Below are 14,695 nucleotides of genomic sequence, written 5' to 3'. Positions count from 1 at the left end.
TCGCGGGACGTGGATCTCCGGCTTGGTTACCGACGACAAGGAGCCGAAAATCAGGTTTGTGCCTTAGGGGCTTGGCCACCAATTGGAAAAGGCCGCCTCAGAAGCTGTAACGCAGGCCGATGCCCACTTCATTCTGGGCAAAGTCGTAGAATCCGGTGCGTTCGTAGTGTTGGGCCCGCAGTTTGATCTCCCAGTGCCGGTCTATCCGGTAGCTGCTGACGAGTCCGACGCTCCACTGATCGCCATCGTCGGCCGAATCGAGCTGGTCGAGCCTGGCATAGGCCGCGCGGGCGGTCAGAATGAAGTTGCGTAGCAGCTCGTGATCGACCTTCACCGTCCCTTCGGTGCGGACAAGGCCCGAAACGAGCGGATTGATCGTCTCATCGACCCGTCGCTGGCCCCCGACCTCGATCGAGGTCAATGGCGTTACGTTCCACAGGAGGTCGGCCTGGAAGGCCAGGCCTTCGATATTATCGAGCGCCGGATCGTCGTAGTCCTGCACGAGGTAGCCGGCACGCAAGTCGAGATAGAGCAGCTCGGTAATCTGCTGGCGATAGCCAACTTCAAGCCGCCCGCCGCGTGAGGACCGGTCGAACGGAAAGACGGGCTGGCCGCCCGAGGTGAGCGGTGAGGGGTCGTAGGAACGATCGTCGGCCGTAACTTGCAGATAGACTTCCTGGTCACGCGAGCGCGAGTACCTGATGCGGCCGGTCGCCCGGTAGATCTCGAAGTTGCGGAACGAGAGGTCGAACTGTTCCGAACCGAACGTCGCCGAGCCATCGTACCTGACCGCACGGGCGAGACCATCGAGGCTGACGCGGACCGGTCCGATTGCCTGATCGATCCCTGCTTCCGCCTTATAGTCGGTAAAGCTGATCGGCTGCAGAACGGTGTTGAAGCTGCTCGCATCGCGACGATCTTCGGTGCTGCGGTTGACCTGCAAGGCGCCGCGGTATTGCGTGGGAGTGCCAATGCCCCAGACGCCCCTTGCCGAGATGCGAAACTGCTCCGCATCCTCGGTCTTGATGCTGGCGAACTTGCGGATGCCAGCCGAGAGGTCGATGTCGACGGTGCGGTCGGCGCGGTGGTCTCGCAACTGGAGGTGAGGGCTCACGGTGAGGATAACGTCGTCTTCGCGCCCGTTCGCAGCCGTGACCAGCGCATTGTCGTTGTATTCGGCATTGAGTTCGATCCAGGGAAAAACCTCGAAAGAACCGACATGGGCGGGTTGCGGGGCATATTCGGCGGCGTATCGGTCGGAAACCGACCGGCCTTGTACATCCTCCTGCGCGTGCGCGACCTGCGGCACAGCGGTCAGGGTAAGCCCACCGGTAACCATGAGATGGTACACGATTTTCGCATGATTTTTGGGCAGGCCAGCTGGTATCCGCGTGGTGCCAAGTTCCATCTTCAAATCCCCCCGAGCGCCATAAGGCACCCTAGTTCGTATAATAGCCTCTGAACTTCTTGGCATAGGCGTAAACATCGCCGTCGCCGGTGCTTGCATACTTCTTGATATTGACCTGGCTCAGCGCGAGCCCGGTGACCTTCGCGCCCGAATCGATCAGCATATCGACCACCGCTTCGATGGCTCGGATCGAGGTCTTGCGCCACTGGGTAATTACGAGAACGCGATCCGCGCTCGCTGCCAGCACGCGGCTTTCTGCAACGCCAAGAACCGGCGCAGTGTCTATGATGATCACGTCGTATAGTCCGCGCAGTTCGGCGAGCATCCTCTCGACGGTATGCTCCTGCAGCGGATTTTTTCCGCCATCGGGCGTGGCGTTGCTGCCCAGAACGTCGAGGCCTGACATGACGTCGCGATAGATGCACTGCCCGAGCGGCGTGTCGCCCAGCAGATAGTCGTACATGTCATGGTCGCTCTCGTACTCGAGCAGATCGCTTGCACCCCGGCGCCTCAGGTCGGCGTCCACCAGAATGGTCCTGAGGCCTTCGGAGGCGGCGGTGCGGCCGAGGCACACCGAGGTGGTCGTCTTGCCTTCGCCCGGCAGCGCGGACGTGATTGCGATCGCCCGCGAGCGCTTGCCCGGCGACAGCATCAGGAACGTACGAATCGAACGGAAAGCCTCGGCGAAAAGCGAGTGCGGATGGCTCAGGACATAGTCCTGCGGCGCTTCGAGCGCCTGGCGTCGCTTGATCGTGGATTTCAGGGTAGGAATGGCGCCCGCATATCGCAACTGCAAGCGCCGCTCCACATCGCGCTTGGTTTGCACTCCGCGCCGCAGGTATTCGGAGGCCAGCAAGCCGACAAAGCCCACGATCAGCCCGACGACGATAGCCAGGGCAATCGTCAGGACATAGTTGGGGCTATATGGCGACTTGGGCACCTCCGCCCGGGTGGCGAACCGGGCATCGGGCATCTCGCTGTCGCGCAATGCCGCCCCTTCCTGCGAACGCTCCAGAAACGACTGGTAGATCGACTGGGCTGCTTCTGCCTTCTGGGCAAGCTCGTTGAGGCCCGTCTGGGCGCGGCTGTTGGAAGACATCGCGCCGATGGCCGACTGCCGGCTTGCTGTCAGCGAGGCGACGCGCGATTGTGCTGTCTGCACGTCGGCCTGCAGGTTCGAGAGAACCCGGTTGATCTCTTCCTGGATGCGGCGGCGAATATCGGCGAGCTCGGATTCGGTCTGTCGACGCTCCGGGTACAGCTCGCCATAGCGCTGGGTAAGCACGGCCAGTTCGGCGCTGGCCCGCGCTTCCTGCTGCCGGAGGCTGGCGATGGTGCTCGAGCCGAGCGCGGCGCCCACGTCGGCGCCGCCGCTTCCTCGCGCTAGCTGCTGCCTCGCCGCATTGAGACGGCCCTGCTTTTCAGCCAGATCAGCGCGTGCCGACGCTAGCTGGGTATTAAGGTTGGAGACCTCCTGTTCGGCGTTGGTCCCTCCACTCGACGTAACCAGCCCGCGCTCCGCACGATAGTTGTCGAGCGCAGCCTGCGCGGAAAGCGCGTTGCTTTCCAGTTCATCCAGCCGCTCTTTGATGAACTCCTGCGTGCTTTCCGAGCGCTGCGACTTGTTGTCGATCTGGGATTGCAGGTAGGCCTCGCCGATCAGGTTGGCCGTGGCTGCAGCAAACTGCGCATCCGGGCCGCTCGTGGTGATATCGATGATCTTGCTTGACCCGGAACGCAAAATACCAGTCGATCTGGACATCTCGCTTGCCAAGGCTTCGATTTCCGCATCGGAAAAGGGGTCTCCATCAGGCGAGGCAAACCGCTCGGAATAGAGTTGCGCCGCAATACTCGCGACGAGCGGTGACGACATGAGCCTGATTTCGGTGTCAATCTCGTCCGTGTTGGGGATCGCGCCCTGTTGCGCCGGCTCCGAGGTTCTGACCGGGTCGCTTGCCGGCTCGACGATAAGGCTCGCGGTGGCCTGATACTTCGGCGTCGCCGTCGCGAGGTAGGCGGCGGCCAGCAGCAGCACGAGGAAGAACAGGCCGAACACCAACAAGGTGTTGCGCCGAAACACCTGCCACAGAACTCCGGGATCGGGGAGCAGCGGTGCCGACGCCACCTCTGATGTGGGCTGAAACGGTTCGTCCGCGGTATCGAAGGATCTGTTGTCGATGTTCGTCATGGTTTTCGCTTGCCGGGGATACCTACAGAGAACATTCTACTGAGAGCCTCAAAGGGACGGCCGGACAACATCGGTCGCGCGGTCGTTGCTGATTGGCTTGGTTAATATTTCGTATGTCTAGCCGTCAATGTGATCGCGGTCGAGAAAAAGAACCCCGTGCAGCGGCGGTTTAGCGACTCTCGTCGCCTGCGCAATTCACTCTATCGCAAATGCGACAAATGCATGCATCGCATGTGTATTTCTATGGCGATCTTACTTACCCGCACAGCTCGTCGAACTGCGGCGATGTGATCAAGGGGCGATGGGGAGGGGGCGAAGTTTGTGGTCCGGGAAAGCGGTCGGACAGCAGCGCCCTGACGGCAGACGGATGCCTTGCCAGCTTCCACAGCGCCGTGGGCAGGTTGCCATACCGGCGCAGCTCAAGGATTTCGCGATAGACGATCTTCTCGGACAGGTGTGCCGCATGCCTTGCGAGTGCATCGCGCTCCTCACGGTTCAGCTCGAAATCGCGGGCAACCGCCAGCGAGGCTTCGCGCATGGCCCTGAGGTGTGCCACCGAATGGGCGGAGCTGAGCGAATCGGCGCGTTGGAGCGCGGCGTATCCGCAATGCTCCAGCAAGGTGAAGCGCGCGCCGAGCGCCAGCATCCGGGCGTAAAGCACGAAGTCTTCACCGAGGCGGCAAGTTTCGTCGAAGCGCAGGTTGTGTGCCTCGAGAAAGGCCCGCTTCACCACCGGCTTGAGGAAGCCAAGTTCGGTCCGGTTGCAGCGCCGGTCGCCGATGTTCCGATCGACGAAAGTCTCGAAGTCGATCGTGCAGGCACGTTCGCCTTGCGCGTTCCCGTCTTGCGGCTGGCCCAGATTTTCCGGCTCGATGCTGAAGCAGATGTTATCTGCGCACATGTCCCAGCCATCCCGTGCGAACATATGGACGAAGCGTTCGGGCATGAACATGTCATCGGCGTCCAGAACGGCGAAATAGGGCGCCTTGGACTGGTCCAGCCCGCGGTTCCTGGCCGCCGATGGGCCTTGATTGAAGGGTTGCCTGATGATCGTAAGGCGGCTGTCGGACTGGCCCGCCTGCTCGGCTACCTCGAGCGTGTTGTCCGACGAACAATCGTCGATCACGATCACTTCGGAAACCAGCGATTGCGCCAGTGAGCTGGTGACAGCGCGTGAGATCGTCGGCGCCGCGTTGTAGGCGGCAATAATGACTCCGACAGTCGGTTTGCCCATGTCTCGTGTTTCCCGTCACTTGCAGATGCTACGAGTCGGGCAGGGGCAGACTCGGCATCGTTTTGTTGCCGTGTAGCGGCTTGCCGCGCTGCACATAAGGTGTCATTCCGCCTCGCCTATGGGACAGCGAGCCGCCCCCCGCATCGGATATCTGGTCCACAACCTGAATGACGCGGCGGTTGAGCGGCGTTGCCGGATGTTTGCCATCGGCGGGGGGACCATGCACGTGGCTGGCTTCTGCCGGGATGATACCGTTTGCGATGCGCTGGCCGCGCGCGGGGCGCTGTCGCTAGGGCAGTCGCGCGATGCGGCGCTGGTCAGCCGGGCTTCGGCGACATTGCGCGAGACGATCTTCCATCGGCGGTTGAAGGCTTTTTTCCGAGATTGCGACGTTATCGTGGCGCGCAATCTGGAACAGTTGGCGATTGCCCGCGCCATCGTGGGGAAACGCCCGTTGGTTTACGAGTGCCTCGATATTCACCGTTCGCTGGTGGGCCAGGGATGGGGCTCGCGGCTGGTGCGCGCCGTGGAAGGTGCGCTGCTACCCCGGTGCGATTTGCTGATTACCTCGTCGCCTGCGTTCCTGCGCAACCACTTCGACCATCGCCCGCTCAAGGCCAAGGCGCTGCTGGTCGAGAACAAGCTGCTGCCAGAGGGCGGTGCCGCGCCTTCTCCGGTGGAGCGGCCTGCCCCGGCCCCGCCCTATACCGTCGGCTGGTTTGGGATGCTGCGGTGCAAGCGCACACTTGCTTTCCTGCAACAGCTCGTCCGGCGCGGCGAGGGGCGGATCGAGGTGCTGATCGCGGGCAAGCCGTCCCCTGCGGAGCTTCCCGAGTTCGAAGGCGAGGTCGAGGCCACGCCGGGCATGACCTATGTCGGCCCCTACAGCTATTCCGACCTGCCCGAGCTTTATGGCCGTTGCGACTTCGCCTGGTCGATCGACTGGTTCGAGGAGGGGCTGAACAGCAAGTGGCTGCTGCCCAATCGGCTCTATGAGGCGATTGCCTTCGGTGCGATCCCGATTGCGCTGGGCGAAGTTGAAGCGGGGCACTGGCTCGAACGTCACGATGCTGGCCTGATTGTGGCAGATGGCGAAATGGCGGCACAGCGCCTGCTCGATGTCGATCCGGCCGAGGTGGCCACAATGCGGGAGAGCATCGCCCGGATCGACCGCGGCGAGGTCATCTGCGGCGCGGTCGAGTGTGGCGAGCTGGTGCACAGCATCGCGAGCTTGAGCGTGCAATGAGCGTACTTGCGGTCATCCCCTGCCTGAACGAGGCCGAGCACCTCGAGGCCTTGCTGGTGCAGATGCTACGCGACGATTCGATCGACCGACTGGTGGTCGCCGATGGCGGCAGCACCGACGCCAGCGGGGCGATCGTGAAGCGCCTTGCCGCGAGCGATGCGCGCCTGGTCCTGCTCGACAATCCCGACCGCATCCAGAGCGCCGGAGTAAACCGCGCGGTTGCCGACTATGGCAAGGGTATGGACTGGCTGGTGCGGATCGACGCGCATTGCCTCTATCCCGAAGGCTATGTTGGGATCCTGCTGGAAAGCGCGCATGCAAATGAAGCAGACGCAGTGGTCGTGCCGATGGAGACAAAGGGTGCGCACGGCTGGCAGAAGGCGGTCGCGGCGGCACAGAACAGCGCGTTGGGGACGGGCGGTTCACCGCACCGGCATCTGGGCAGCGGGCGGTTCGTCGATCATGGCCACCATGCGCTGATGCGCGTGGAGACATTCCGCGATCTGGGCGGTTACTGCGAGGCCATGCCGTGCAACGAGGACGCCGAATTCGACGTACGCCAGACCGGCTGCGGCCTGCGCATCTGGCTCGAGCCTGCTGCAGCGCTGACCTATTTTCCGCGCCGTTCGCCGGGGGCGTTGTGGCGGCAATACTGGCGCTATGGTGCGGGCCGGGCGCGCACTGTGCGGCGGCACGGCATCGCGATGAAGCCGCGCCAGCTCGCTCCTGTGGCGATTGCGCTGGCGGTGGCGGCGCTCCCGCTCGCGCTGGTGCACTGGATATTTGCTGTGCCTGCCGCGGTCTGGGCGCTTTCCTGTCTTGGCCTTGGTCTGCTGGTGGGTTTGCGGGCAGGCGGCGGCATGGCCTTTCTCTCTGGCCTCGCCGCGATGGTGATGCATGCGAGCTGGGGCGGGGGGTTCCTGCGCCAATGGCTGGCCGGAGGGGCCGACGTGCCGCGCTACGGTCTGGCTGCGAAGCGGGGGGAATGACCCGCAGCCTCGCTACGGCGGCAGCCAGCAATCCTGTCGTTGCTTGTGGGTCTGACCGAATTGACCAATTGCGCACCTGCGAACTTCACGCCTAGGGGTGGCGCGACGACCGTTCGCAAGTTGGGCGCAATTCTCGGTTTGAGGTATCGCAAAGAATGTCGGGCAACCGCTCCAAGCTGATCAAGGGCGTCGCGTGGATTGGCCTCGCGCGCGTGCTTGTGAACGCCCTGGGCTTCATCAGCCTCATCATCCTCGCGCGATTGCTGATGCCGGACGATTTCGGGCTGGTCGCCGTTGCCCTTGCGGTGATCGGGATTGTCGGTGTGATCTCGGAATTCTCGCTATCCAAGGCCCTGGTTCAGCGTGATAAACTGGAACCGGCGCATTTCGATACCGCCTGGACCATGAACGTCATTCGCGGCGCGATAGTCGCTGTGGTTATCGCGCTGCTCGCCGCGCCAATCGCCGCATTCTATGATGACGAGCGGCTGCGCGACATCATGGCCCTGATGGCGGTCACCAGTTTCGTGGTCGGGTTTCAAAACCCCAAGCTGGCTGTGTTCGAGCGCGAGCTGCAGTTTCATCAGAGCTTCGTTCTTTCGCTTGCAGGAAAGGTGGTTGGCTTCCTTGGGACTGTCGGGATCGCCTATGTCTACCGTAGCTACTGGGCTCTGGTGATTGGCCCCCTGATTACCGAAATCGCGCTCGTCGCGGTGTCATATATGTTGTTTCCCTATCGGCCCCGGATCACACTCAGCCGCTACAAGGACCTGCTATCTTACTCGATCTGGCTGACCTTCGGGCGATGGGTGCAGGCACTCAACTGGCGCTCCGATCCGTTGGTGCTGGGCTATTTCTTTTCGTCGCAGCTGCTCGGCCAATATTCGATGGGCAACCACGTTACGAACAGGACCATCGGCGAGATCGCCGCGCCGCTGAAGCAGGTTCTCTTTCCTGCCTTCGCGCGCATCAGGGGCGACGCGGCACGACTGCGCAGCGGCTATCTGCGATCGCAGGGCGTTTTGTGCATGTTGTGCTTTCCGATCGGCGCTGGCTTTGCCGTGCTTGCGCCGGAAGTGGTGGTCGCCGCGCTGGGCGAGAAATGGCAGCTGGCTGTGCCCGTGGTTCAGGTGATGTGCGTTATCCGCATGCTGCAGATGTCGGAAAACCTCGATGCGGTCGCGATGGCAACTGGCCATACCAAGGAGATGTTCGGCCGCGATTTCAGAGTCTTTTTCATTCGCTGGCCCTGCGTGCTTCTGGGTCTCTGGCTTGGCTGGGGTGACCCATATTCTCTTCTGCTGGGCGCTATGCTGGGGCGGGGTGCCTCGGCGGCGGTCAACACGTGGCTCAATATCGATCTTGTAAGGAAGATTACCACGATCTCCGTTGCCGATCATTTCCTGGCGGTCTGGCGCCCCTCGCTTGCCGCTGGCCTGATGGTGGCCGCAGTCCTGGCAATCCGGCCGATCCTGCCCTTTGGCACCGATTTCGATGGATCGGTGCTGCGATTGGTGGTGATGATCCCGGTCGGTGCCTTGGTCTATCTCGCCAGCCTTGCCGCCATCTGGTTCGGCACCGGGCGTCGCGACGGTGTGGAGACCGAAACCATCGCGATTGTGCTGTCGATGGTGACAAAGCTTTCCGCCAGGTTCCGCCGCAACAAGATCGCGGGCTGATGCCCATTTGTCGCGGTGGAGTTCAAAGGCTCTCCAAAAAGAGCGCTTCGAGCAGGACCACCGCGACGGTTGGGCATCGGCCGCGATCGAGAGGAGATGTCGCCGGTCGCTAGTCAGGTCCGGCGGCAAAGTTGCCGAGCACTATGCCCGCACCGGAATAATACGCGCGCAGACCCGGGCTTCCGCTACCCGTGATTCTGGAGCCGCCCGTATCCGTGAATGACGCGACCAGCGCGCCATCGACCATCAGGCTAAGGTAGACATTCGCGCCGCTCGTCGCGACTTCCAGCCGAATGCGCTTGGTCTCGCCCACAGCCATAGATGACCCGCCCGAGGCCAGAATGCCTGTTGAGCCGCCGAAGGTGCGACCGATCTGGAAGATATTGTTATATGCATTGTAGCGCCCGAAATAGAGGTTGTTGCCAGAAGCGTCGCAGCGGACCATGGGGCCGAAGCTGCTGGTGCTATCGGCGGTCAGCGTGAGATCGACCTGCGCATACTGATCTTCGGCAATAGTCGTGGAGGTGCGGTAGACGTGGGTTCCGCCTTCCGCCGAATAGACGCGGTTTGCGCCATCGAGCATGAAGCCCGCGGCAGCACCCGAGGTGCGAACCCATGCGCCGCCCAGATCGGGAGTGTGGTCCTCCAGGGGGGTGTCGGATGCCCCCGTGAATGTGTCCGAAAAGCTGGCCCCGGAAAATGCGGCAACGAGGCCCTCTCCTCCCGCGCTGATACTGACGCTGCCAGCCGAGTTTGTGGCGGTGACGGTGCAGTCGACCACCGTGCCGACATCGGCGCCCGTAAGCGTGTAGGTGGTGCCGGTCGCGCCCGGGATGCTGGCACCGTCGCGGGTCCATTGGCACGAGTAGGTGCGCGGTTCCGAGCCGGTCCAGATGCCGGTGTCGACGCTCAATGTCTGGCCTTGCGTGAAGGTGCCGGTGATTGCCGGTACATAGGTGTTGGCAGGCGCGATCACGGCATTTGTCGGCGCAGTGCTCTTGTAGGGATGTCCGCTCGACAGGTTGGCGGTCAGGTCGAACTCGTGCGCCAGCCAGCCTTCGATCTTTTGCCGGTCTTGCGTGACCATCGAGTAACCCAGTGCCTTTATCGTGGATGCGAGGTGGCGCGCTTCGATGGCATCTTCATAGGTCGCGCCGATGTTGAGCCGGTTCCGGTCGCACAGCGGCCGCGTGGTGCTGCTGATCGGAGCGTTCTCGGTAAACGATGAGTATTCCACACCGTCGATCCACAGTCGGCAGGTATCGGATATCGCGTCGAACCGGACAAAGAGAATCTTCGGTGTGCTCCAGCTCGGCAGTCCGGTCCAGGTGCGGCTGTAGCTTCTGGCATGGAAGCGCAGAGCGTTTTCGCCGAGCGGATAGAGGCCAGCGCCATGGCCCCCCAACACCGGCTCGCCGATGGAGATGAGGCAATCGGCCGATGTTGGAGCGGTCCAGCTGGCGATGCCGAAGAACTCCGCCGTCGTGCCAAGCATCTCGCCGGTATCGAACTGCTCGACGGTGTTTGCTGGCCCCACGCCGCGCGAAAGTGCGTCATTGCAGAACCACGCCTTGCCATCGGCAAGGTAAACCCCTTCAATCGCATCCAGCTCCGGGATGTTTACAGAGCCGATCTGGTCCACGAAATTGGGCTGGCCCATCGCATAGAAGGTCAACTTGCCGGTGCCGCCGTTCGTGCCCGAGGTCTGGCACAGCGTCTTGCTTGCTTCGTGGTAGAACAGGTGATCGCTATCGGTGGCGGCGAGCGTGCTGCTGGCGATTGTTGCCCCGGTGGCCTTGTCGATCCGCCGGATGAGATTGGTGCCGCCGGGTGCCTGACAGGCGATCAGTTCGCCATCGGCCTGATTGATCGCCAGTCCGTTCCCGTTGGGGAAGGCAATGCGATTTGCCGGAACGTCCACGCCTGCCGTGGTAATGTTGAATATGGCATCCGCAGTGGCTGAAACAAACCACAGCGTGTCATCGCCTGTGTCGTAGACGAGGCCCTGCACGCCGCCGACAGAGCCGGCGCCGTAGATCACACCGAGGTCAAGCGAGGCCAGAACGCTCGAGAAGTCGGCGCTGTAGTGGATCAGCTTCGCATCGGTGAACGACTGCCCGAGCGAGTGAGCGGCCACCCACCATGTCTTGTCAGGTGCGCGGCTCAGGCCGGTGCAGGTGACGCCCGGTCCGAGATCGTAGGACGCTTCGCTGACGAGCGCGCGGGCCGTGTCGCTTAACAGGTGGTTTGCGCCGTCGAAGGTCACGCCGCCAGCGACATTAATCGGTCGGTTGGGCGCGGTGCCTTGCGACAGCGTCGAGAGCGCCCCTCCGTCTGGCCAGGATGCCACCGGGCCTGGTGGAAGCTTGCGCGCATCCCACATTCGGCAACCGGCGGCTTCTGGCGCCCAGCCAATCGGAGGTGGCGGGGTGGTCGGGCCTGCGCCGACCAGCGGCCTGATCGTTGTCAGATCCAGAGCGAGGGCGTTGCGCATCAATAGAGCCCCACGATGTCGCGCGCCGTGGTATGGGCAGGATCGACTTGCGCGGCGCGAATGGGCAGGATCGTGCCCGCAGGGACATTGCGCAGGATCACGGCAGTGGCGTCGTCGATGGCACGAACCGCCACATCGCCGCCGGTGCCGACGAATATGGCCTTCGGTGCGCTATCCAGCGGAGTGGACGAGGTCGCATCGATCGTCGCGAGTGATCGTGCCGGGTCCGAAACCGAGTCGCTGCTGTTCTTGAAGCGGTCCATGGTAAACTCCTTTCGTTGATTCGCGAGGACGCTAATCATTCGCGGTTCGTGTAGGAAAGTTAATTTACCAAAATGGTTTCTTTTCGCAGGCCTTTTGTTGCAATGGCGGCGCTCATTTTGGTGCTGGGCGCGACTGCGTTGGTGCTTGTCGGCGCCCGTGGCATTGATTCGCTGCAAGCGGGTGGGTGGGCAAGCTTGGACGGAGAGAGCGACGGCTTCGATGACGTCGAGGCTCCTCCGCTTGAGGAGATTGTGCGCGATGCGCAGGACTTCTCTGCCGACAAGCTCCTGCCAATCGAGGCGAAGACGGCCAAACAGATCAACGATTCCCGGCCGTTCTCCATCCACGCCAGTGCAGCAGCCCGGCCGTTCAATTCGCGGCTGAGCGATGCCGACCGCGAGCGGGCCGCGACGTGCCTTGCCATCGCTGCGCTTTATGAGGCAGGTGGCTCTGCAGACGATCAGCGGCCGGTGATGCAGGTGGTGCTTAACCGGGTTCGCCATCCGGCCTGGCCCAACACCGTCTGCGGTGTGGTGTTTCAGGGCGCGGAGCGGGCGACCGGATGCCAGTTCAGCTTCACCTGCGATGGCTCGATGCTCCGCTGGCGTCCATCGCCGCCGGCCCTTACGCGTGCCAGGGCGCTTGCCGAAAAAATGCTCGGCAAGGAGGTCGACGAGCGCGTGGGGTGGGCCACGCACTATCACACCGACTGGGTGGTGCCCTACTGGAGTGAGAGCCTCGACAAGCTGACGGCTGTGAAGACGCACCTGTTCTTCCGCTGGAAAGGCCCATGGGGAACGGGGCCTGCCTTCGGTGCCTCGGTATCGTCAACCGAGCCGCTGGTTAGCCAGCTTGCCGCGCTCGATCCTGCCCATGCGATTATTGACGTTACACCGAAAGGCGAGGGGCCGATCGGGGGACCGGCGGCCTCCGGCGAATTCGCGGTAGACGGGGTCTCTGCAAGCAAAGGAGCAGCCGCTTCGCCGACCCCCGCTTTTGCTCGTCCGATCATCCAGCCGATGCGCGACGATGGTACTCCGGGTCGCTGGGCGCTCGATGCCGTAGCTGCCTGCGAGGGCAAGGCGGAGTGCAGGGTGGTCGGCTGGGCGCCGGGAAGCGCGCAGCCTTGGCAGCTCGACAGCGACGGGCTGGCCGCGATGCCGCCCGACCTGATCTATGTCCAGACCCTCAGAGAGCGAACCCAGCAGGTATACTGGAACTGCACAAGGTGGCAGCGCGCGGGCACCGCACGGTGTATCGCGGGGGCCGAACAGGCGGCCAGTCTGTCGCTGGTGGAGCTGTGATATCTCAGGTTTGCAGCACGGCCCGTAAATCGTCCTGCAAGCAGACGCACGAGAGGCGTCCGCTCGCATAGGCTCCGGTGTCGCAGCCGATGCGGTTGTGGCGCATTTCGACCGCATCCACGATCGAATGGCCGTGAACGACCACCGCACCATGCCAGGCTTCGGATTCGGTGAAATCCGCTCTGATCGAATAGAGGTCTTCCGGCTCCTGCTTGTGAAGCGCCACGCCAGGCCGAACGCCTGCGTGGGTGAAGAAATAGGAGCCGCTGCGATAGGTCGTTTCGAGCGACCTCAGAAAAGCCACCTGATCTTCGGGCACTCCTCGCGCCAAGCGCTCGGCGAAATCGAACGAGTCCTCCTCTGGGCCGGGCGGATCGATCCCGTAGCTGCGCAGGGTCGCGAGCCCGCCATTCCCAATCCATGCGGCCTGAGCATCGGGATTGCCATCGAGCGAGGCCAGCATCATGTCTTCGTGGTTGCCGAGCAACATTGTGGCCGCATTGCTTTCGCACAGACCGGAGACGGTGCGCAGGCACGCAGCGCTGGCAGGTCCGCGATCGATGACATCGCCCAGGAACACGAGCGTCATCCTCTGCGGTGCCGGGTGCAATGTCGGATAGTGGTCGACGATCAGGCGCAGGAGCCGCATGAGAAGGTCATTCCGCCCGTGTACGTCTCCGATAGCATAGATCCGCTCGCCATCGGCGGTGCGCGGCAGCTTCGTGCGGAGCGGGTTGAGCATGTTCATGGTCGCCGGTATGTCTTTTGGTCGATGGCTTGTCAGTTGAAAAATTTCGCTTCCTGCTGGCAGATTCCCAGCGCGTGACTGTTACGACCGAGAGCCTTGCGCAACCAGACGTATCTGTTGCCATTGCCTGCTTCAACGCCATGCCCTACCTGGCCGAGGCCATCGACAGCGCTTTGCAGCAGCGCGGGGTCACGGTCGAAGTCCTGATCGTCGACGATCACGGGTCTGACGGCAGCTTCGCCTATGCCAAGAGTCGCGCTGCAGCCGATGCGCGCATCCGGGTGTTCCAGACGCCTGAGAACCTGGGGCCTGGCGGTGCGCGCAACATCGCTATCGAGAATATGCGCGGGCGCTGGTATGCGGTGCTCGACAGCGACGACGTGTTTGAGCCCGATCGCCTCGCGGCGATGATTGCGCTTGGCGAGCGTCATCAGGCGGATATGGTCGCCGACGATCTGGCGATATTTGGCGAGAATTTGCCGACCTCACGGTTTCTCGAAGGGACCGGTCTGCTCGATAGCGGCATCATCACTCTCGATACCTACTTTCGCTATAGCGTGATGTTCGGGAAGGAGCCGAACCCGGGCTTTCTCAAACCGATCATCCGGCGTTCGACGCTGGAGAGCGGCAAGCACCGCTATCAGCCGGGCCTGCGAATAGGCGAAGATGACGAGCTGATTGTGCAACTTCTGCTGAGCGGCGCGGATTATCGGCTTCTGCCGAAGGCGGGTTACCGGTATCGCAAGCACGAGAACTCGATCTCGCACCGGCTTTCGCTCGCCAACGTTCAGCGTATTCTGGCATCGGAACGTGAGCTGCGTGGCGCACTTGAGCGGAGGGGTCGTCTCACGTCCGCCTACCTCCGGCGGTATCGGTCGATCGAGCAGGCGGTTGCCTTCACCGAAGCGGTGGAGGCGCTGAAGCAGCGGCGGGTGTTTCCTGCGATTGCAGCGATTGTGCGCAATCCGGCCGCCGCCCGGCATTTCGGGATGCCGCTTTCGGCTTTGGCGGGGCGCTGGCGCAGGCGCCTTGCAGCGGGATCGCGGAGCTGACCCGCATCGTTGGAATTCTTCGTGCTTGGTGGCGCAGTTAACCATCGATCTGAGGGCTCACAGCGTGGCAGGCAGCTTGCCGGGAAAGG

General features: G+C 62.7%; 11 protein-coding genes. 5 read left to right on the top strand and 6 right to left on the bottom strand.

Annotated elements, in window-relative coordinates; all coding sequences use genetic code 11:
• Positions 1-97: 97 nt before the first annotated feature.
• The 3 genes from ABDJ38_RS12740 to ABDJ38_RS12730 all read right to left on the bottom strand — a co-directional run bounded on the left by ABDJ38_RS12740 (position 98) and on the right by ABDJ38_RS12730 (position 4,830).
• Complete coding sequence (locus ABDJ38_RS12740) at positions 98-1,408, bottom strand: outer membrane beta-barrel protein (protein ID WP_346785496.1); 1,311 nt, start codon at positions 1,406-1,408, stop codon at positions 98-100.
• Between the two features lie 31 nt (positions 1,409-1,439).
• Entirely contained in the window at positions 1,440-3,596 is a 2,157-nt protein-coding gene (locus ABDJ38_RS12735) for a GumC family protein (RefSeq protein WP_346785495.1), read from the bottom strand.
• Between the two features lie 256 nt (positions 3,597-3,852).
• Positions 3,853-4,830 carry a glycosyltransferase family 2 protein gene (locus ABDJ38_RS12730; protein ID WP_346785494.1) on the bottom strand — a complete coding sequence of 326 codons (978 nt, stop codon included), beginning with the start codon at positions 4,828-4,830 and terminating at the stop codon, positions 3,853-3,855.
• Positions 4,831-5,056: 226 nt separating this feature from the next.
• Here ABDJ38_RS12730 and ABDJ38_RS12725 point away from each other — a divergent pair, with 226 nt between their 5' ends.
• The 3 genes from ABDJ38_RS12725 to ABDJ38_RS12715 all read left to right on the top strand — a co-directional run bounded on the left by ABDJ38_RS12725 (position 5,057) and on the right by ABDJ38_RS12715 (position 8,744).
• Positions 5,057-6,076, top strand: a complete 1,020-nt coding sequence (locus ABDJ38_RS12725; protein WP_346785493.1) for a glycosyltransferase family protein — start codon at positions 5,057-5,059, stop codon at positions 6,074-6,076.
• The gene (locus tag ABDJ38_RS12720; protein WP_346785492.1) at positions 6,073-7,065 is read left to right on the top strand and encodes a glycosyltransferase family 2 protein; all 993 of its coding nucleotides are present in this window, start codon (positions 6,073-6,075) and stop codon (positions 7,063-7,065) included. The genes ABDJ38_RS12725 and ABDJ38_RS12720 overlap by 4 nt, the downstream gene beginning before the upstream one ends.
• A gap of 155 nt (positions 7,066-7,220) precedes the next feature.
• Positions 7,221-8,744, top strand: coding sequence for a lipopolysaccharide biosynthesis protein (locus ABDJ38_RS12715; protein WP_346785491.1), 1,524 nt, complete (start codon positions 7,221-7,223; stop codon positions 8,742-8,744).
• Positions 8,745-8,853: 109 nt separating this feature from the next.
• On the opposite strand, the gene ABDJ38_RS12710 is transcribed toward ABDJ38_RS12715, so the two are convergent.
• The gene (locus ABDJ38_RS12710) at positions 8,854-11,238 is read right to left on the bottom strand and encodes a hypothetical protein (RefSeq protein WP_346785490.1); all 2,385 of its coding nucleotides are present in this window, start codon (positions 11,236-11,238) and stop codon (positions 8,854-8,856) included.
• Entirely contained in the window at positions 11,238-11,501 is a 264-nt protein-coding gene (locus ABDJ38_RS12705; protein ID WP_346785489.1) for a spike base protein, RCAP_Rcc01079 family, read from the bottom strand. Before ABDJ38_RS12705 ends, ABDJ38_RS12710 begins: the two co-directional genes overlap by 1 nt.
• A gap of 102 nt (positions 11,502-11,603) precedes the next feature.
• On the opposite strand from ABDJ38_RS12705, the gene ABDJ38_RS12700 reads away from it, so the two are divergent.
• Complete coding sequence (locus ABDJ38_RS12700; protein WP_346785488.1) at positions 11,604-12,806, top strand: cell wall hydrolase; 1,203 nt, start codon at positions 11,604-11,606, stop codon at positions 12,804-12,806.
• Between the two features lie 4 nt (positions 12,807-12,810).
• Here ABDJ38_RS12700 and ABDJ38_RS12695 read toward each other — a convergent pair whose 3' ends face one another.
• Positions 12,811-13,554, bottom strand: a complete 744-nt coding sequence (locus ABDJ38_RS12695; RefSeq protein ID WP_346785487.1) for a metallophosphoesterase — start codon at positions 13,552-13,554, stop codon at positions 12,811-12,813.
• Between the two features lie 74 nt (positions 13,555-13,628).
• Between ABDJ38_RS12695 and ABDJ38_RS12690 the strand changes: the two genes are divergently transcribed.
• Positions 13,629-14,606: a glycosyltransferase family 2 protein gene (locus ABDJ38_RS12690; protein ID WP_346785486.1), complete on the top strand. Its 978-nt coding sequence runs from the start codon at positions 13,629-13,631 to the stop codon at positions 14,604-14,606.
• Positions 14,607-14,695: the final 89 nt, after the last annotated feature.

Source organism: Aurantiacibacter flavus, assembly GCF_039710615.1.
Classification (GTDB): Bacteria; Pseudomonadota; Alphaproteobacteria; order Sphingomonadales; family Sphingomonadaceae; genus Alteraurantiacibacter; species Alteraurantiacibacter flavus.
Note: the sequence above shows the minus strand (reverse complement) of the source record. Positions and strands in the feature narration are given on the sequence as shown.

Excerpts from the sequence above, each read along its gene's own strand:
- ABDJ38_RS12740 (WP_346785496.1), bottom strand. The coding sequence starts at position 1,408 with ATGGAACTTGGCACCACGCGGATACCAGCTGGCCTGCCCAAAAATCAT.
- ABDJ38_RS12735 (WP_346785495.1), bottom strand. The coding sequence starts at position 3,596 with ATGACGAACATCGACAACAGATCCTTCGATACCGCGGACGAACCGTTT.
- ABDJ38_RS12730 (WP_346785494.1), bottom strand. The coding sequence starts at position 4,830 with ATGGGCAAACCGACTGTCGGAGTCATTATTGCCGCCTACAACGCGGCG.
- ABDJ38_RS12720 (WP_346785492.1), top strand. The coding sequence starts at position 6,073 with ATGAGCGTACTTGCGGTCATCCCCTGCCTGAACGAGGCCGAGCACCTC.
- ABDJ38_RS12715 (WP_346785491.1), top strand. The coding sequence starts at position 7,221 with ATGTCGGGCAACCGCTCCAAGCTGATCAAGGGCGTCGCGTGGATTGGC.
- ABDJ38_RS12710 (WP_346785490.1), bottom strand. The coding sequence starts at position 11,238 with ATGCGCAACGCCCTCGCTCTGGATCTGACAACGATCAGGCCGCTGGTC.
- ABDJ38_RS12705 (WP_346785489.1), bottom strand. The coding sequence starts at position 11,501 with ATGGACCGCTTCAAGAACAGCAGCGACTCGGTTTCGGACCCGGCACGA.
- ABDJ38_RS12700 (WP_346785488.1), top strand. The coding sequence starts at position 11,604 with ATGGCGGCGCTCATTTTGGTGCTGGGCGCGACTGCGTTGGTGCTTGTC.
- ABDJ38_RS12695 (WP_346785487.1), bottom strand. The coding sequence starts at position 13,554 with ATGAACATGCTCAACCCGCTCCGCACGAAGCTGCCGCGCACCGCCGAT.